The sequence below is a fragment of the Burkholderia sp. MR1-5-21 genome (assembly GCF_053427715.1).
Genome location: NZ_JBSAXD010000011.1, coordinates 60,219 through 79,267, shown reverse-complemented (window position 1 = coordinate 79,267; position 19,049 = coordinate 60,219). Strand labels below are relative to the sequence as shown.

Annotated in this window: 10 protein-coding genes and 1 pseudogene; 2 read left to right on the top strand and 9 right to left on the bottom strand. The window is 65.6% G+C overall.

Features of this window, described 5'->3' with window-relative positions; genetic code table 11:
* Positions 1-63 precede the first annotated feature (63 nt).
* From ACV229_RS16880 to ACV229_RS16870, 3 genes are read right to left on the bottom strand one after another with little or no spacing between them, the layout of a single operon-like run.
* Complete coding sequence (locus ACV229_RS16880; RefSeq protein WP_448084247.1) at positions 64-294, bottom strand: hypothetical protein; 231 nt, start codon at positions 292-294, stop codon at positions 64-66.
* Positions 291-5,978 (bottom strand): EndoU domain-containing protein, encoded by a 5,688-nt coding sequence (locus ACV229_RS16875; RefSeq protein WP_448084246.1) that lies wholly within the window; start codon positions 5,976-5,978, stop codon positions 291-293. Before ACV229_RS16875 ends, ACV229_RS16880 begins: the two co-directional genes overlap by 4 nt.
* On the bottom strand, positions 5,975-9,892 hold the full coding sequence (locus tag ACV229_RS16870; RefSeq protein WP_448084245.1) for a beta strand repeat-containing protein: 3,918 nt from the start codon (positions 9,890-9,892) through the stop codon (positions 5,975-5,977). The genes ACV229_RS16875 and ACV229_RS16870 overlap by 4 nt, the downstream gene beginning before the upstream one ends.
* A gap of 785 nt (positions 9,893-10,677) precedes the next feature.
* On the opposite strand from ACV229_RS16870, the pseudogene ACV229_RS16865 reads away from it, so the two are divergent.
* Positions 10,678-10,833: pseudogene (locus tag ACV229_RS16865) on the top strand (hypothetical protein); the annotation flags it as partial.
* 55 nt (positions 10,834-10,888) lie between these two features.
* Here the strand turns inward: ACV229_RS16865 and ACV229_RS16860 are convergent.
* Together ACV229_RS16860 and ACV229_RS16855 are read right to left on the bottom strand one after the other, a co-directional pair.
* Positions 10,889-11,734: a GSU2403 family nucleotidyltransferase fold protein gene (locus ACV229_RS16860; RefSeq protein WP_448084244.1), complete on the bottom strand. Its 846-nt coding sequence runs from the start codon at positions 11,732-11,734 to the stop codon at positions 10,889-10,891.
* Positions 11,731-12,867 (bottom strand): RpiR family transcriptional regulator, encoded by a 1,137-nt coding sequence (locus tag ACV229_RS16855; protein WP_448084243.1) that lies wholly within the window; start codon positions 12,865-12,867, stop codon positions 11,731-11,733. The genes ACV229_RS16860 and ACV229_RS16855 overlap by 4 nt, the downstream gene beginning before the upstream one ends.
* Before the next feature lie 304 nt (positions 12,868-13,171).
* On the opposite strand from ACV229_RS16855, the gene ACV229_RS16850 reads away from it, so the two are divergent.
* Positions 13,172-15,544, top strand: coding sequence for a DNA polymerase II (locus ACV229_RS16850; protein ID WP_448084242.1), 2,373 nt, complete (start codon positions 13,172-13,174; stop codon positions 15,542-15,544).
* A gap of 72 nt (positions 15,545-15,616) precedes the next feature.
* On the opposite strand, the gene ACV229_RS16845 is transcribed toward ACV229_RS16850, so the two are convergent.
* The 4 genes from ACV229_RS16845 to ACV229_RS16830 are packed head-to-tail and all read right to left on the bottom strand — an operon-like array spanning position 15,617 to position 18,988.
* A complete protein-coding gene (locus ACV229_RS16845) occupies positions 15,617-16,066 on the bottom strand; it encodes a helix-turn-helix domain-containing protein (RefSeq protein WP_448084384.1) in 450 nt (149 codons plus the stop codon).
* Positions 16,067-16,116: 50 nt separating this feature from the next.
* Positions 16,117-17,268: an NAD(P)/FAD-dependent oxidoreductase gene (locus tag ACV229_RS16840; RefSeq protein WP_448084241.1), complete on the bottom strand. Its 1,152-nt coding sequence runs from the start codon at positions 17,266-17,268 to the stop codon at positions 16,117-16,119.
* Entirely contained in the window at positions 17,268-18,698 is a 1,431-nt protein-coding gene (locus ACV229_RS16835) for an FAD-dependent oxidoreductase (RefSeq protein ID WP_448084240.1), read from the bottom strand. The genes ACV229_RS16840 and ACV229_RS16835 overlap by 1 nt, the downstream gene beginning before the upstream one ends.
* A complete protein-coding gene (locus tag ACV229_RS16830) occupies positions 18,680-18,988 on the bottom strand; it encodes a (2Fe-2S)-binding protein (protein ID WP_448084239.1) in 309 nt (102 codons plus the stop codon). Before ACV229_RS16830 ends, ACV229_RS16835 begins: the two co-directional genes overlap by 19 nt.
* Positions 18,989-19,049: the final 61 nt, after the last annotated feature.

Genomic DNA, 19,049 nt, shown 5'->3' with positions numbered 1-19,049 from the left:
CATAAGTGATCCGTCGTTTGTAGCAACAATCACCATGCCGGAGCCGTAGAGATAGCGTTCCGCCTAGTCAACCATGCCCATCTTCTTGCCAGCTTCTACCAAGGTGACCGGCCATGCCAATCGCTGCTTGTCGAGCACGAAAGCCAAGAGTTCATACGCAACTCCGTATTCACCATGGTCCAGATACTCACTAACGTCACTGCGGTCTTGATCCGATAGGTGTTTTGCTACCGACTCGAGCGATTCCCGAAGTAGCCGCTCTAACTCGTCGAAATGTAGTTGATCTCGTGTCATTTCGGGTTCCTCGGAACGTTCGTTGGGAATGCAGTTACGATTCCCCCACCCTTGCTAGGCGACTCCAGTACGACGCGGATGTTGACGCCATCGATCGTGCCATTTTTTACTATCCGTCCGTTTGACTGGACCGCCTCGGAAACCAATGGATCTGTTGCAATGTCCGAGACTGCATTCATAACTTTCGAAGCCGACCAACTTTCAGGAAAGGCCGACTTACCAGGTGAGCCGGGCCAAAGATGCCCACCACCGGTGGCATCCCCGGTCAAGATGTGAATAGTTCTGTCCGGTGATGCCAAGTTTACGTCAGCCCCAGAACTGCTGTCTGTTGCGCTTTGATCATTCGAGTTGCCTGAATCGCTAGCGCCGTTGCCGCTCGACAGGATCGCATTACTCGGCGAACCAGCCGCACCGGGAAAAACAAACGGAGGCGTAATCAAGCATCCCCCGGGAGCACAAACCGGCACCGCCGGTGTCACCACCGCTCCGGCTGTCCCACTCGTATTGTCGTTGTTGCCCCCACCTGATAGCTGATTGTTTGCATCGGTCGGTTGCGGCTTCCCACCGTAGTCCCGCTGCATGTTGCCAACTATCTGATTCTTCCAGCTGGTCAGCGTGCCAACCGGATCGCCGTACGTCCTTTTCGCCCAGTCGACGAAAGCATCTTTGATCTGGGAAACCACGCCACCATTCTTGGCGGCGTCCGCCGTATGGCTTGTACTACCTCCGTCGTTGTTCAAGGCCTCGTTCTGTGCCGCAATCGCACCGGCCATAGCGTTCTGGCCGGCTAAACCCGCGAGGCCGCCGCCAGCGAGGATTGCGAAACTCGCAAGTGCTGCACGCTGCCCCTCATCCAATGCAGCGCCGGACGGATCGATTGCCTTGATCACATCGGATGAGAGTGCAGCGCTGACAGCACCGCCAATCGCACCGCCCCCACAACCCTGCCCCGTCGCAGCACCGGACGCACAACCCAGCGCCGCGTGCGCAGCCCAATACGCAACGCCGCTCAGGTCGCCATCCAGCTTGAGGTTACCGATTCCATAGGCCGCCGCGGCGGCGACATTGCTCACCGCGCTATTGCGCAGATTCGTCAGGAAGCTCCCGCCTTGAATCGCAGTTTGCACCCCGGCCTGCAGCACCGACTCCGCTGCGATCGCGCCGATCGCCGTCGGCAGCGAGCCCGTTGCCGCCCCAGCCTGCGGCACCAGCGTATTGCCTACCGACTGCACCCCCGCCAACGCAGCCAAACTGTTATCCGACGCCACCCACGACCAGCCAACTGCACCGTCACTGAAGGTGATGCCGTTCGTCAGCCCTGCGGTCAGCGCCGCCACACCACCGGTCGAGAGCATCTTCCCGACGCTGAACGAGCCGCCCGCATTCAACTGGCTCATCGTGCTGTTCATCATGCCGGCGAAGCCTGCCGACAACGCGATGTTCGCCGTACCAGCGCCAACCGCCGCCGTCGTCGTGGTCACCGTAGTCGTACCAACCGTCAACGTCGTCGTGGTCGACGGCACGGCTGCCGCGAACGTGCCGCCGGACCCGGCCAGTGCCCCGATCGCCTGAGATCCCGCCATCCCCGACATGATCGAGAGTCCGACGATCACCCCCGTCATAAACACCTGGTCGTACCACGCGTCACCGGCGACGACGTCCGTATGCAGGTTGTCGCTGACGGTCTGCTGCGTGAAATTCCCGCCCAGCTTCGTCTTCAGGTCCGACAGCATCTGCTGCGTCGCAGCCTGATTCACCGTGCCGTCGGCATTGACCTGCTGCAGCGCCCCGCCGATCTGCGCGATCGAATCCGCATTGAGCTGATAGTTGGCGGCCGACATGAAGCCGCCTTGCTGCACCACGGTTCCCGTGGTCTGAAGCAGAACGCCGTCCTGGCCGGTCTGATAGATCGTTCCGATGTTCGTCGAGCGCTGTTCGTTGGTCAGCGAATTCGTATTGACCGTCAGGTTCTGCGCCGTGACCGTGCCGGTATTCAGGATGCTGTTCGCGAAGTCAAGCGCGACATTCGTGCCCGAAATCTCGCCGTCCGCGTTGACCACCGCGTAGTTCTTCGGCAACAACACTTCCGGCATCAGTGCCTGCACGGTCGGGCACGTTGCGCCACCCGTTGCGCTGCATCCCGGCTCCGGCACGCTCTTCTCGACGTACCAGAGCATCGGCGCGTTGACCGTGTCGAGCTGAGCCTGGCTCAACTGCGTGCCAAGCGCGACGTTGTGCGCCTCCGCGTATTGGAGCGCCGCGCCGTACAGCGCTGTCTTGTCAAAATTGCTGATCAATGCCTGACTCGTGCTGTCCGTCGCGCTGGGCGTGCTGTAGAAACTGCTCTTGCCAATTGCCTGCAGCGCGGCCTGCTCGATCTGCTGGTTCTCCGTGTACGGGTCGTAATAGAACGGCACGTTGGCCGGTCGCAAGCTGGCCGGCAGCGCGGCGATCAGCGACGCCGACGACATCGAGTTGACGACCTGCGCCGCCGGGTTGTTGGTCAAATACGATGCCGTGACCGTTTCACCCTTAATCGTCTTCACGAATGTGCTGTACGGCGCGCTCGCCGTTACCGCCGACATCGAGCCGGTCGCGCCCCCGGCAGGGCCGACCGCCGCCCCCGTAACCCCGTTTCCACCTGCGGCACCCGACGGCCGGCCGGTGACCGTCACAACCGGCGCGACCGGGTTGCCGACCGTTTGCGCGCCGATCGGCGAATTCGACGGCAGACCCGCCACGCCCGTGACCGAGGTCGGTTGACCGTTCGCGTCGACGACCTGGCCGGATGCGTTGATCGTTGTTGCCACGCCGGACGGTGCCGAGACGGGACCGAGCGAAATCACCTGACCCGACACGACTGGCGGCGGCGTAAAGACGTTCGGGTTGGTGATGCCGTTGACGAGTTGCGACCCCGTCAGCGTGATCGACTGGCCGATCACATTCCCGGTGTTCGTCAGCGTCGGCGACGTGACGTTGAGGCCGCCCGCCTGAATCGTGGCCGGCACGAAGTCAGACAATCCGACACTCGACGGCAAACCCGACGCCGCCTGTGCGTCGCCCAGGTTGAAGGCCCCGCCATACAGGTTCTGGCACGTCGACGCCGCACCCAGGCAGCCCCAGGTCCTGCGTCCGCCCGGATTGCCGGTCCAGTACGCATGCAGGTACGGGTTGTCGCTCGACGCGCTCGTCGACGCATTGATCGTTGCGCTGTTGAGCGCAGTGACGAGGCTGCCCGTGTTGCCGAACACACCGGCCGTGATCGACAGGTTGTTGTTGGCCGTGATCGTCGCCGGCTTGGCCGACTGCCCCTCGACGTAGGCTTCGCAATTCTGGCCGCATCCGCTGTACGGTGACGCCGTCCCGTAGTTCTGGTGCACGGTCACCGGCGCGGCGATCGTATTCGTGACTGTTGCCGCGTTGATCTGCACGTTGTTGCCGGACTCGATCGCGCCCGAGGTGTTGGTCACACTCGATGCTTGCGTCACGCCGCTGGCGCTCGTACCGGCACCGCCGATCACCACATCATGTTTCGCGACGAGGTTGCCGTAGGTGTTATTGACCTGATTCGCCGCGATCACGATGTCGTGGCCCGCGGTGACATTGCTGTTGGTCTGCCGGTAGCTGTACGTTTCCGAGTTCGGATTGGTCGTGTTCAGCGACGAACACCCGGAATTCGAGAAACCTGATGCGCAACCGGCCGTCACGGTCTTCGAGCCGACATTCGTGCCTTGATTCGTGAAGCTCGCGGCCTCCACGGTGACGTCGTTGCCCGCAGCCAGCGTGCCCGTATTGGTCAGATTGCCGCCCGACAGATTGAGGTTGTTGCCGGCCAGGATCTGGCCAACGGCGCCTTGTGTCGTGACCGTCGACGAGACCGTCTCCAGCGGTACCGTTCCGGGTGCACTGATCTTGTAGGTGGCCGGGGGTGTCGGCGTACCCACGAGACAACTCCCGCCGACGCACTGGTAAGTGCCGCTCGGGTTGGCCGTGCCGGCCACGCCGATTGCGCCCGACTTCTGCAACGCTTGCAACGACGTCAGGAACGCATTCAACGATGCTGCATCGACCGTATCCGTGACCGTCGACGTGAAGCTCGAGCCCCCGTTCTCGAGTTGCTGCACGTTCACATTGGCATCATGGCCAGCACTCACGGTACCGCTCTGGTTATTGAGCGTATTGGCGGTCAGGCTGAGATCATGACCCGCGGCAATGACCGACGACGTGACCGTTGCACCGGTGGTGGTGGTGGTCTCGGTGACCGTCGGCAAGGTCAGCGTCTGGACGGTCGTCGCGCCCGAAACCGGCTTCGATGGCGACTGGACGACCCAGATCGCGCCGTTAGGCGCATTGCTCGTGGGAACCAGCGCGAACTGAACCGGCCCCGACGTCGCCACCGGCGACGACGGATCGCCCCAACCCTGGTAGGTCAGGCGATTCACCTGCGTCGACCAGACCGTCGTATTGGTCGGTTGTTCGCCACCGGGCGACAGCAGGCCGCCAAGGGTCGCCGGCAGCGTCGCTTGCGAAAGCGTCAGGGTGCCGCCATCCTTGCCCAGGTTGTAGATCGCGTAAATCGTCTCGGTACCGATCGGCGTGGCCATCAACAGCGGCGCGTTGTCCACCGTCTTCGTGGTCGTCGTCGTGGTGACCGCCGCCGCTGCCGAATTGTTGATGTGGTTCGCCGTGATCGACAGGTCGTTTGTCGCCGTCAGGGTGCCGCCTGCGTTACCGAGATCGCCGCTCAGGTTGATCGTCGCGTTGCCGCTGCCGGCCGGGCTGTTGCTGTTTCCAGCCTTCGTCGTGCCACCCGAGTTGTCGTAGCTCGTCCCCGAGATCGTCAGCGCATTGACCGCCTGCACGGTACCGGTGTTGGTGCCCGAACCGTTCAGCGTGAATGCGTCGTTCGCCGTGACCGCGCCGCTCGACTGGTTCGCGAGCGAGCCGTTGATCGTCAGATCGTTCCCATTGACGGTACCCGAGTTGCTCACCGCGCCGTTCAGCGTCAGCGAGCCGGCGCCCTGATTGATCGTGCCGGCATTGTGGATGCCCTGCGCGGCCGACACCGAGACGGCCGTGGCCGGCAACGTCCACGTGCCCGAGTTATTGAACGCCTGCGCGGACAGATTCAGACCGTTGCCGCCGTTGACGGTCCCATAACCGGCTACTGAAGGATCGAGCGTCTGGTTCGGCAGGTTCAGCGTCGCGACGTTCTGCGCGAGGATCTTGCCGTTGGTGTTGTCGAACGAGCCATTGCCGCCGGTCACCGTCACGGTCGTGTTGCCGGTCGCCGCGGTCGGATGTTGAACATCGCCCGCGAAGATCAACCCCGTGTTGCTCAAGCTGCCCGTCGTGAGGGCCAGCGCGTTTGTCGCCAACAGGTCGCCCGAGTTGGTCGTCGCGCCCGACACATTGAAATTCGCTATCGGCCCGTAGATCGTGCCGGTGTTATTCAGATTCGTCGCATTGACCGTCGCAGTCTGCAGCGACGACAGCGCGCCCGCATTCGAAACCGTCGGACCCGTCACATTCAGGTTGCCGCCGGCCATCTGCGTGCCAACGTTCGTGACCGTGCCGCCCGCCAATGTCGCATTGCCCTTGAACGCAGCCGTGCCGCCTGTCGTCAGGCTCTGCGTCCCGGTGATGTTCGTCGTGCCGTCGACCACCGCGTTCGCGGTCGTCACGTTCGCCCCGTGAGCGTCGCATTGCCGCCGACAGACAGCGCCGGCGCCGACGCGTTGAACGGCTGGTTCAGTTGCCCGGCCGACGTATCGAGGTTGTTCGTCGCGGTGGCTGTCAGGTTGCCACCGACCGAAAGACCTTGCGTCGTGATGTTCGAGGCCGTCAGCGTTGCGTCCTGTGACACGGTCGTCTGGCCGTTCAGCGTCAGGTTCTGTCCGGCGTTCAGGTTTGCATTGCCGGCGGTTGCTACCGGGCCGGAAGCTGTGACACTACCGCCCTTCGCGGTCACGGCCAGGTCGCCGAGACTCTTGACGCTGCCTTGGGTGTTCACGTTCGTGCCGGCCGTGATCGTCGTCGCCCCGCCCGACAGCGCGTCGCCGGCGAGTGTCGCGCTGCCGTTGGTCGCGGTCAGCGTGCTATTGCCGACCGCGGTCGTCGCGCCGACCGACAGAGTGTTCGCGGCCGTCGCGCTCAGGTTGTTGCCGGTCTGGATCGCACCCGAGACATTGACGTTATTGCCGGCCGACAGCGTCGTGTCGTTCGCGACGCTGATCGAGCCCGTCCCGTTGATGTCGCGCCCGGCCGTGACGCTCGCATTGCCCGAATTGTCGACCTCGAGGCCGCCATTCAGGTTCGCGTCGCGTCCCGCGGCGATGGTCGTGCTCTGACCGCTATGCACCGTACCGGCGACGGTCGCGTCCTGCCCGGCATTGATGCTGACTGCACCCGGGCTGGATACTGCGCCGGCGACCGCGACGTTGCCTGCCGTCGAACCGATCTGCGCGTTGCCGCCGCTGTAGACCGTGCCGCCCAGGTTCACGCCCTGCCGCCCGCTCGCATTCAGCGCGCCAAGCGACACGACGTTTCCGGCCGTCGTCAACGTGCCGCCGTTGGCTGCCAGACTCATGTCGCCCAGCGAAACGGCCGTGCCCTGCACGCTCGTATTGCCGCCCGACGTGACGGACAGGTTCCCGCCGCTCGTAACGTTGCCACCGAGCGCGGTGTCTTGCCCCGCCTGAATCGTCACCGCGCCAGGCGCGGTCAACGTGCCGCCGAAGTTCGCATTCGTGCCGGCTGTCGCAGCAATCGCATTACCGCTCTGCATGGCCCCGTTCAGCGCGATTGCCTGCCCGGCCTTCAGATTGACGGCGCCTTGCGACGACGTGACGTTGCCTTGACCCGTCAGCGAGCCCACTTGCGCGGTGATCGACACCGGCCCCTGCGCTTGCGCCGTCCCGCCAATCGACGCGTTCTGGCCGGCATTGATCGACAGCGCACCGTTCGACTGCGCATTGCCGTTCACGATCGCCGAGCCGGTTTGTGCGGCGATCGTCGTGTCGCCGACCGAAGCGACCGAGCCGGTGACCGTGGCGTTTCGGCCGGCCGTCATCTGCACCGTACTGCCGCCGGTCAGGTTGCCCGTTTCCGTCGCATCGCGGCCCGCCGTGATCGTGATCGCGCCCGGCGCCAACACGTTCGCCAGCGTTGCGTCCTGCCCGGCCGTCGCTGACACCACGCCGCCACTTTGCACCGCGCCGCCATACGCGATGTTCTGACTCGCGGACAGATTGACGTTGCCTTGCGTCGTGCCGATCGCGCCCGTGCCGGTCAGGTTGCCGTTCGTGGCCGCGAGCGCCGCATTGCCGGTCGTCGTCAACGCGCCATTGACGGCCACATTGCCACCCGACACGTTCGCCGTTGCGGCCTGGGTCTGGCCGCCGAGCGTCGTCGTGCCGCCCGAGCTGACCGTCAGCGCGCCGGGCGTCACGGCCGTGCCTGACAGCGTCGCATTGCCATTCGACGCCGTCACGGTCATCGGACCTTGCGCCGACACGTTGCCACCCAGCGTGGCGCTCTGCCCCGCCTGCACTGTGAGCGCACTGTTCGTTACTACGGAGCCACCGACTGAAGCGCTACCTGACTGCGCTGTCAAATTAGTATTGCCAACTGCTGAAATCGCGCCGTTCACCGTCGCATTGTTGCCGGCCGTCACCGACACCGTGCTACCGCCGGAGACATTGCCCGTCTCCAGTGCGCTGCCGCCGGCGTGAATCGAAATGGCCCCCGGCGCAGAAATGTTCGCCAGCATTGCATCCTGCCCTGCTGTCGCGGACACCGCACCACCGCTTTGCACCGCGCCGCTATATGCGATGGCCTGACTTGCCGACAGATTGACGTTGCCCTGCGACGTACCAATTGCGCCGCTGCCGGTCAGGTTGCCGTTGCGCGCCGTGAGCGTGGCGTCGCCGCCCGTCGTCGTCAACGCGCCATTGACGGCCACATTGCCACCCGACACGTTCGCCGTCGCGGCCTGGGTCTGGCCGCCGAGCGTCGTCGTGCCGCCCGAGCTGACCGTCAGCGCGCCGGGCGTCACGGCCGCGCCTGACAAGGTTGCATTGCCGTTTGACGCCGTCACGGTCAGCGGCCCCTGCGCCGACACGTTGCCGCCGACGAGTGCGTTCTGCCCCGCCGTCACCGACAGTGCCGCATTGCTGATCGCGCTGCCGGAAATCTGCGCCGTGCCGGTCGTCGCGGCGATCGACGCATTGCCGACGCCCGACACGGAACCGTTGACGGTCGAATTGCGCCCACCTGTCAGCGCGACCGTGCTGCCGCCCTGCACCGCGCCGTTGACGGTCAAATCCCGACCGGCCTGGGCCGACACCGTGCCCGGTGCGCTCAGCCCGCCGACTGTCAGATCGCCGTTGGTCGTCTGCAGCGCGACATCGTGCGCGGACAACGAGCCGACCGTCATCGACTGGCCGGCTGTGAGGCTGGCGGCGCCATTCGCCGCGACCGACGCGGCGTTCAGATTGCCGCCTGCGTTCAATGTGACGTTCTGGCCGGCCGACACGGCGCCCGGCGCGTTGATGTCGCCGTTCGCGTTGACCGTGTAGTTCTGGTTTGCGAGCCCCGTGCCGCTGATCGTCGTGCTGCCGGCACTCGTCAGATTGACGTTCTGATTGGCGAACGTTTGTCCGACCGCGATGTCGCCGTTCGAGTTGACGACCACGTTGCCTGCCGTCGCCGACATCGGGCCTTGCGTGTTGACGCCCATACCGGCAGCGGTCGACACGATATAGACGGTGCCAGACGTCACTGAACCATACTGGTTCGCGTCGACGGCAAAGGTCTTGCCGATTGCGGCGGCCGTGTTCGACGTGCCGTTGCCCGACGTCGCGTACGTGGTACCGCTCGCGCCGCTGTCGGCAGGTGTGACGGTCTGATTGCCGGTCACCACGTTGACGCGTTGATCCGCGCGCAGCGGCGCGTTGATGTTGACGGTCTGGCCGATCAGGTCGATGTTGCCGACCGTGCCCTCGATGCCAGCCCCCGGGCCATTCACGCCGGCCGGCCCGTTGATCGAAATGTTGCCCGACGTAACCGAATACCCCACCGCGCCTGCATGCGCGAAATCGGTCGGCGCACCGCCAACGCCCGTGAGGAACTGCGGCGTGCCCGTGGTCAGCGTCAGCCCGGGGATGTTCGTCAAGGCCATTCCGTTGACGGAAATGCCTCCGGGTGCAGCTACGATCACCGACGCCGGTGTCCCGAATACCTCGAGCGGCCCGTTCAGGACTGCGATGTTGTTGGACGTAACCTGGTTGATGATGGTCGATGCCGGCCTGCCATTCAGGTGCGGGTTCGCGCCGAGCGTACCGCCGAGCAACGGCGTCCCGGAGACAGTGCTGTTGTTGAGTACGAGACCCTCGGATCCGACGTTGAACGACTGGTATTGCCCGAGGCTGATTCCGTTCGCATTCGGTGCAGGGATGTTGATAGCCGGCACGCCGCTGCTGGTCTGCGTGACGGTCGGCCGGAACGGAATCGGCGCGCGCGGATCAACGATTGGTGCGGCGTAGGCGGTTTGATCCGCGAGAAATACGGCCGGGCCGAGATACATCACTGCCGCCATGACCCAAGCGGTTGCCTTTACCCACAGTGGCCGGCCTTCGATCGGCAGCGACGTGCGGTCGAAAATAATCGCTTGTTTGGCCGCGTCGCGTTGAACGTGGCGAATCCCGATTTAGCGTACTGCGCGGCCCATAACTTGGTCTCTTTAGACGTTTTGGCCGATGGTCGCACAACCGAAATTGAAGGATGGTCAACAATTGTCATGATCGAAAATGATCGACAACGCCACATTACATATCACCCTTGATTGAAGCGGATAATTTGATATTTGAAATTAATTTGCTTCGCACCCCGCAACTTAATATAGAAATATCTTGAAATCACGGCTTCGTACGAACAGTCTGGCTTCAGAATGAAACCCGAAATCTCTTTAGCCAGTTGGGATCTAGCGATTCCTGTCGTGGAACGCGCTTCTGTCTCCGCTCGAGAGCGTCAACCACTCCTCATTCGATTCAATCGGCACAAAACGTTAACGAACGTTACCGATCAACGCGTTCGACTTTTTCGAAACCATCTCGACACCGCACCATGAAGAAACAATCACACTCAGGAGAGCAGCGATTACGGCCGAAATGGCGATCTAAAAATCCGTGCCGCGACTTCGAATGAACGCACGTGACTGTTGTGTTTTGCGTCAATCCGGCTGGGTCAGCGTAGACGGCAGAACGGATGTTTCACTCTCTCGAGAAAATCGCCTCGAGAAGGCGCCCCGCGCAAACGCGCCGCGCGCCAACCCCACGCTAGCGGTAAAATCCGCCGCCTGGGCACCCACGGCGAGCGCGCGTTTTGACGGAATTCGAGCAGGGCTTCATCCTCACCCGCCACTGGCGGGACACCGCGGCCGGCGTCGAAATCGAGTTCTGGCTGGCAACCGAACGCGGTCCGCGCCGGGTGCAGCTGCGTCCGCAGGAAGCGGTCGCATTCATTCCGGCCGAACAACGCGAAGCGCGCCGATCATGGTTCCGTGGCCTTGATGCGAGATGAATGGTAGCGAAGCCTAGACTGCGCCGCCGAAAAGCTCCTGTAAACCGTTCTGACACAGCCTCAGCACGTCTTCAGGTTCGATCTGCCGATCAGATTTCGGGATCTCCGCCGCTGCACGGATGATGTCGTTCACCGCAGTGAATAGCCCTTCGACGCCCGCAGTGACTGACTTGCGTTGCGCATCCGACAGCGCGCCCTCGAGGCTCTTCCAGATCGGGACAAGCTCGTCTTCGATCGCGCCGCCGAAGATGAGCAGCGCATCGTGGATGTAGAGCACGTCCTGCGCACGCTTTTCGGGAATCCGGTCGTCACGAATCAACAGCTTCTGAACCATGAAGCTCACGGGGTTCGGGATGCGCAGATCGGGTACCGCCTCGCCGAGGCCCGACTCCTCTGCGGGGATCGTCACGAGCCATGGCTCGTGCAGCAGTACTTCCAGATGACGCAGTTTCTGCGCCACGACGCCGGCATTTACCTCGGTTGCGTCCTTTTCCAGCTGCTTGGTCACTTTGTTGCGCCGCCTGGGGCTGCCGGTCAACGGCGTGAGGAATTCCGCGTAGAAGCCGTTGGCCTGATCGCCCATCGTGTAGCGCATCGCAGGAGGCTTGAACCCACCTGCGAAGTTCGGCTCTTCCTTGAAGCCGGCGCCCTCGAGCGCCTTCTTGATATCACCTTCGAGCGCCTCGTGTTCTGCGTACGCCACGTCGGCGTCCTGGGTGTAGATCGGCTTGTGGTCGGGTTTGTAGGCGCGGGGCTCATACTGGTAAAGGCGGAAGGCCCAGCCCCCAACGAAGACGACCTTGGAGCGCCACGGCTCCAGCGTCATCGCGAGCTTGCTGAATTCAACGAGTTCGCTCAAGCGCTTTCTCCAATCACGTTTGCGAGAATGCCATGTTCCAGCTCGGCAGCCTGCTCTGCGCCTCGCGCCGGGTGGGCCGAAACGTCGAGCCAGGTCTGGATGACGTCCGTTACCCACATGCCGTCGCAGATGATGGCGCCGCGCTTCAGCGATTGCGGAAAACCAGGCTGCTGCAGGATCAGATCGGGGCGCTCCCCCTCGCGGGCGCGGCGCAGCGGCCGCCAGTTTTCAGCCTCCATCAGGTGATGGACCCAGACCGTCGGCGGCACACCTTGAACATGACCGAAACCAAGCGCGCTGGCGGCGGCGAAAAGGCCGAGAATCCCACCTTCTTTTTTGAGAAGCTTATGTAGCTGAACGTCGGGCGCCGCCGGCGAAAGGAACTTCATGGGCAGCGCCCGTGCCGGTGTCTGGTATTCAGCCTTCCATCGATTCGCGAGTTTGCGCCGTTGCACGAGTGTCAAGAACGGCCTGGTCTCGATGAAGCCCTCCTGTTTCAGCGCATGGATCAGCCGCGTGGCCGTCATGACCGAGACGCCTGCGGCGCGCGCGAGGTCGGTCGCCGTGCTGTAATACGCGGCCTCCGCGCCGATCAGGTTCTCGCGCTTGATATCTGCCGCCAGCAGGAGTTTGAGCATCCACTGGGTGAGATCCGAGAAAACCAGGCGCGGCTGGGCGCTGCGACCGTGGCTGTAGGAACGAGTCGGCTCGTTGGGACGCTCGGAGATCGCCAGACCCGGGAATTGCACAAACCGGGTCCCGTCCATCGAGAGGATGGCGAACGGCTCGCGGTCGCCGTACGTCGTATGGAAATCCACCACGCGTTTGATGAGAGACGGCGAAGCGTTGCCGACCCAGATCAGGATGGCGGGCCGGATCTTGTGTTGCTTCGCGTGCGCGCGTGCCTCGAGGAGCGCCTGCGCAAAGAATGCCGTGACACGATCGGCTCGTCCTTCATTGAACGTCTTGATGACCGCGAGGTAGCTTCGACCACGATCGCTGGTCAGGATGACGTCCCCACCGTGGTCCGGCCCCTCGACCTCGGTCATTCTCCATCCACCGGTTTTCTCGAACAGCGCCCGGAAGGCATCAAGCGCGAGGCGCCCGGGCGATTCGTTTGACAGCGGCTCCATATCGCACTCACTTGGCCAAGTGAAATCACTCGGCCATGTTAAATCACATGGCCATGTTATGACTATCAGGCGAACGCTGCAAGCGCGATCCAATCCGGCACCATTTCCAACCTCCATCACCGAGCCCGCAGGATCCCCGCAGACTCAACCGGGCGCGGGCCCGGTACCGGTTATCGATCGCAAGTTGAGCCCGCCCCGCCGCGCAAGACGGCACCCCGCTCCCCCGACCAATGGCGCGTCCCGCGCGACCACCCCGCGCTAGCGGTAAAATCCGCCGCCTGGGCACCCACCGCGAGCGCGCGTTTTGACGGAATTCGAGCAGGGCTTCATCCTCACCCGCCACTGGCGGGACACCGCTGCCGGCGTCGAAATCGAGTTCTGGCTGGCAACCGAACGCGGTCCGCGCCGGGTGCGGCTGCGTCCGCAGGAAGCGGTCGCGTTCATCCCGGCCGAACAGCGCGAAGCGGCCGAGCGCGAGCTGGCCAGCGAAACCGGCGCCGAACTGCGCCCGCTCGCGCTGCGCGATTTCCGGCAGCGACCGGTCGTCGGCCTCTATTGCCGGCGGTATCGCCACCTGTCTGCGCTGCACAAGCGCCTGGCGCGCGCGGGCGTCGACGTCTACGAAGCCGACGTGCAGCCGCCCGACCGCTACACGATGGAACGCTTCATTACCGCGCCGGTGCGGTTTCGCGGCGTGCCGGCCGCCGACGGCGCGCTGTCCGACGGCGAGCTGAAGGCGGAGACCGACTACCGCCCCGCGCTGCGATGCGTGTCGCTCGACATCGAGACGAGCGCGCGCGGCGAGCTGTATTCGATCGCGCTCGAAGGCTGCGGGCAGCGGCAGGTGTTCATGCTCGGCCCGGCCAACGGCGACGCCCGCGACATCGACTTCCGGTTCGACTACTGCGACGATCGGCCCGCGCTGCTCGCGCGGCTCAACGACTGGTTCGAGCAGCACGACCCGGACGTGCTCATCGGCTGGAACCTGATCCAGTTCGACCTGCGCGTGCTGCACGCGCACGCCGAGCAGTATCGCGTGCCGCTGCGGCTCGGACGCGGCGGCAGCGTGCTCGACTGGCGCGCGCACGGCCAGCAGCCCGACCATTTCTTCGCGGCCGCGGCCGGACGGCTCGTGATCGACGGCATCGACGCGCTGAAATCCGCGACGTGGACCTTTCCGTCGTTCAGCCTCGAATACGTCGCGCAGGCGCTGCTCGGCGAAGGGAAGTCGATCGACAACCCGTACCAGCGGATGGACGAGATCCAGCGCCGCTTCGACCACGACAAGCCCGCACTCGCGCGCTACAACCTGAAGGACTGCGAACTCGTCACGCGCATCTTCGAAAAGGCGGACCTGCTGTCGTTCATGCTCGAACGCGCGACCGTGACCGGGCTCGCGGCGGACCGCACCGGCGGCTCGGTCGCGGCGTTCACGCATCTGTACCTGCCGCGCATGCACCGGCTCGGCTATGTCGCGCCGAACGTCGGCGACGTGACGGGGCAGACGAGCCCCGGCGGCTTCGTGATGGATTCCCGGCCCGGCCTCTACGATTCGGTGCTCGTGTTCGACTACAAGAGCCTGTACCCGTCGATCATCCGCACGTTCCTGATCGATCCCGTCGGGCTGATCGAGGGCCTCGCCGATCCCGGCGACGACGCGTCGGTGCCGGGCTTTCTCGGCGCGCGCTTCTCGCGCACGCGGCATAGCCTGCCGGACATTGTGCGGCGCGTGTGGGACGAGCGCGACCTCGCGAAACGCCAGCGCAACGCGCCGCTGTCGCAGGCGCTGAAAATCATCATGAACGCGTTCTACGGCGTGCTCGGCTCCACCGGCTGCCGGTTCTTCGATCCGCGGCTCGCGTCGTCGATCACGATGCGCGGCCACGAGATCATGCACCGCACGCGCGAGCTGATCGAATCCCAGGGCTACGAAGTGATCTACGGCGACACGGATTCGACGTTCGTGTGGCTGGGGCAGCCGCACACCGAGGAAGAAGCGGCCCGCAAGGGACGCGCGCTCGTCGAGCACGTGAACCGCTGGTGGACGACGCACCTGCGCGAGCGCTTCGGGCTCGACAGTGCACTGGAACTGCAATACGAACGGCACTACCACCGCTTCCTGATGCCGACCGTGCGCGGCACGGACGAAGGCAGCAAGAAGCGCTATGCGGGCCTCGCGGTCGCGCCGGACGGCAGCGAAGACGTCGTGTTCAAGGGACTCGAGACGGTGCGCACGGACTGGACGCCGCTCGCGCAGCAGTTCCAGCGCGAGCTGTACCGGCGCGTGTTCAAGCGGGAGCCGTATCAGGACTTCATTCGCGACTATGTGCGCCGCACGCTCGCGGGCGAACTCGACGACCTGCTCGTCTACCGCAAGCGCGTGCGGCGGCCGCTCAGCGAATATCAGCGCAACGTGCCGCCGCACGTGCGCGCCGCGCGCACCGCCGATGCGTTCAACGAGGCGCACGGCCGCCCGCTGCAGTACCAGCGCGGCGGATGGATCAGCTACATGATGACGACGGCCGGCCCGGAGCCGCTCGAAACGATGCGCTCGCCGATCGACTACGCGTTCTACGTGAGCCGCCAGCTTCAGCCTGTCGCCGATGCGATCCTGCCGTTCCTGCGCGACGATTTCGAGTCGGTGGTGTCGGGGCAGGGGCGGTTGTTTCAGGGGTAGGCCGCACATCAATCGTTGCGCCGCCGCTGCCCGCCTCCGCTGGACTTTGCACGTGCAAAGTCCGCGCGCCGCTCACCGCCCTGCGTGGCAAGCCACCGGTTCCGCACGCTCGGGCGCCCGCCGCACGGCCCGACCGGCTGCGCCCTGTTCATCGCGCGGCGCGCCCGGCTGCTCGACGTAGTCGCGCGGCGTGAGCCCGAGCACGCGCCGGAAATGCCGGCCCAGATGGCTCTGGTCGAAGAACCCGACCTCGGTCGCGACGACCGACGGCGGCAGGCCCGCGCGCAACAGGTCCTGCGCATGACGAATGCGCACGAGACACAGATAGCGGTGCGGCGACACGCCGACTTCGCTGCGAAAGCGCGTCGCGAACCGCGACACGCTCAACCCGGCAACCGACGCGAGCGTGTCGAGACTCAGCGGCTGCGCGAACGAGGTTTCGATGATCTGCAGCGCGCCGCCGACCGCGCGCGACACGGGCCGCGCAGCGCCGAACGTGCGGTTCGTCGCGGCGTCGTCCATGTTGTCCGCGTCGTCCGTATCGTGGAAAGCGTTGGCCATGACCGGATTCCTCAGGTCGTCGCGTGCGCGGCCTCGGCCGACGCAGCGAAGCGGCCGATCGCGAACGGCTCGATCGGCGTGCTCGTCGCGCCCGTATCGATCAGCTCCGCCATCGTGTCGCCGACGCCCGGGCCGAGCTGGAAACCATGCCCGCAGAAGCCGAACGCGTAATACAGCCCGTCGACCTTCGCGCTGCGTCCCATGATCGGCCGGTCGTCCGGCATGTAGCCCTCGACGCCGCTCCACGCGCGAATGATGTTCAGCCGCGTCAGCGCGGGAATCACGCGCGCGAGCTGCGTGAACTGCAGCAGCGTGCTCTCCGGCAGCACCTTCGCGCGCCGCTCGTCGAGATAGGCTGGCGCGCGCGCGCAGCCGCCGATCACGATATTGCCGCGCTCGACCTGGCGGAAATACACGACTTCCTCGATATGCGGCGACGACACCCCGACGACGGGCCGGATCGCATACGGCACCGGCTCCGTCACGCACATCTGCGGACCGTTGACGGCGATCGGCACCGCTTCGCCGAATTGCGCGCTGAGCTGGCTGCCCCATGCGCCGGCCGTCACGAGCAGGTTCGGCGCGCAGAACACGCGGCCGTCGGTGCTCGTCGCGCGGAACGTGTCGCCGTCCTTCTCGACCGTCGCGATCGCGGTGTTCTCCTCGATCCGCGCACCCGCGCGCGCCGCCGCGCGGCCGAACGCGGGCGCGGCGAGGCGCGGGTTCGCATGGCCGTCCATTTCCGAATGGGACGCGCTCAGCACCTCGGGGCCGAGGAACGGAAACTTCGCGCGCATCGACGCGCCGCGATACAGGTCGAGCTTCAGCCCGTAATGCGCGGCCTCGCGCGCATAGACGTCGAACGCGTCGTCCTGCTCCTGCCGGTAGCACACACGGATATGCCCGGTCTGCAGGAATTCCGCGCTGTGCCCGATCAGCTCCGGCAGCCGGCCCCAGATCTCGCGCGACCGGTTCGCAAGCGGCAGCTGCGGCAGATAGCGGCCCTGCCGCCGCACGTTGCCGAAATTGGTTCCGCTCGCCTGCTGGCCGATCAGCGCGCGTTCGAGCAGGATCACCGACCGGCCGCGCCGGCGCAGGAAAAACGCGGCGGCGGCGCCCATGAACCCGCCGCCCACGATCACGACATCTGCATCGGCCCGCATCACTCGTCCCCCATCGTCGTCACGGCTTCGGGCTGCGGCGCAGGCGGCGCACCCGCCGTACACGTCGCACGCGTCGCAATCGGCAGCGGCTTCACGGGCGCCTGCCCGCGCAGGCGTCCGACCGCTTCGAGCGGCACGCCGGCCGCGGCGGCAATCACTTCCGCGCCCGCGTGGCCGCAGTAGCGGCCCTGGCAGCGCCCCATCCCGACACGGCTGAACGCCTTCGCGCGATTCGCTTCGCACGCGCCTTCGTCGCGGATCACGCGGCGCAGTTCGCCGACACTCACGCCCTCGCAGCGGCAGACGATGGTGTCGTCGGAAAGCGCCGCGGCTTGTTGCGCGGGCCACGGAAACGCCTGCGCGAGCCCCGCGCGGAAGCGGTCCATCTTGGCGCGCTCGCGCTGCAACGCGGCGACCTCGCGCGCGTCGACCGGCCGCCCGAGATCCTTCAGCACCGCGAGCGCCGCGAGGCGGCCCGCCGCTTCCGCGCCGTCCGCGCCGAACACGCGCGCGCCGTCGCCGGCCAGATAGACGCCCGCGACCGAGCTGCGCCCCATGTCGTCGAGCTGCGGCAGCCATTGCCGCGTGTCGCCGTCGAAACGGAACGCGCAGCCGGCCAGATCCGCGAGCTGCGTCTCGGGACGCAGGTGATAGCCGAGCGCGAGCGCGTCGCACGCGATGCGCTCGATCGCGCCGCCGGCGCCGCGAAAGCTGACGGCCGACACGCCCTGCGCGGGATCGCCGTGAATCTCGACCGGCGCGATCCCGTGCTCGACGCGCACGCCCGCGCGCTTGAGCGCGCGCACCAGCGCGATGCCCTTCGCGAGCACGTCGGGCCGCGCGATCAGCTTCGGCAACGCGCGCAGCCGGTTCGCGGCCGGCGACGTGTCGAGCACGGCCGCGACCTTCGCGCCGGCCTGCACGTACTGGTTCGCGACGAGATACAGCAGCGGGCCCGAGCCCATGAACACGACGTTCGCGCCGATCGCGCAGGCTTGCGCCTTCAGTGCGATTTGCGACGCGCCGAGACTGTACGTGCCCGCGTACTGCCAGCCCTTGACGGGCATCAGCCGGTCGGTCGCGCCCGGGCACAGCACCAGCGCATCGTACGGGCGCCGCACCGACACGCCGTCGCGCGCCGTGTAGAGCGCGCCGCCGGATACGTTCCAGGCGAGCGTGTCGGGTTCATGGTCGAGCGACGCGCGCAGGCGCCCGAACGTGTCGTGCAGGTCTTTCGCGCGCGCAGCCTCGGTGCCGTACAGCTTCTCGTACGGGCGCGAGAACGTGTCGGGCTGGCGCCGGTAGATCTGGCCGCCGTCGCGCCGGCCTTCGTCGATCACGAGCGGTCGCACGCCCGCGTCCACCAGCGTCTGTGCGCAGCGCACGCCGGCCGGCCCGGCGCCGACGACGATTACGCGAGATTCGGCCATTGCGCCTCCGGTTGCCGGGTGACGATGTCGAGGCCCGGCTGCACGACGGTCGTGCATGCGCGCAGGCGCTCGCCGTCGGCGGTCCAGACCCAACAGTCCTGGCACGCGCCCATCAGGCAGAAACCGGCCCGCGCCTCGGGGCCGAACTCGGATTGCCGCACGTGGCCCGTCTGCGTCAGCATCGCGACGAGCAGCGTGTCGCCCTCGAGCCCGTTCACCGTGCGGCCGTCGACGCGAAACGCGACCGGATGGCGCCCGGTTTCGGCGAGACGAACGAATCGCCCTGTCATTTGCATCACTCCTGTCGCGCGACCGTGCCGCAAACGAGCCGGCGTGCCGCGCGCATCATCG

Coding starts and splice junctions, on each gene's coding strand:
- ACV229_RS16880 (WP_448084247.1), bottom strand. CDS start 294: ATGACACGAGATCAACTACATTTCGACGAGTTAGAGCGGCTACTTCGG.
- ACV229_RS16840 (WP_448084241.1), bottom strand. CDS start 17,268: ATGCGGGCCGATGCAGATGTCGTGATCGTGGGCGGCGGGTTCATGGGC.
- ACV229_RS16855 (WP_448084243.1), bottom strand. CDS start 12,867: ATGGAGCCGCTGTCAAACGAATCGCCCGGGCGCCTCGCGCTTGATGCC.
- ACV229_RS16870 (WP_448084245.1), bottom strand. CDS start 9,892: ATGGCGGCAGTGATGTATCTCGGCCCGGCCGTATTTCTCGCGGATCAA.
- ACV229_RS16845 (WP_448084384.1), bottom strand. CDS start 16,066: ATGGACGACGCCGCGACGAACCGCACGTTCGGCGCTGCGCGGCCCGTG.
- ACV229_RS16830 (WP_448084239.1), bottom strand. CDS start 18,988: ATGACAGGGCGATTCGTTCGTCTCGCCGAAACCGGGCGCCATCCGGTC.
- ACV229_RS16835 (WP_448084240.1), bottom strand. CDS start 18,698: ATGGCCGAATCTCGCGTAATCGTCGTCGGCGCCGGGCCGGCCGGCGTG.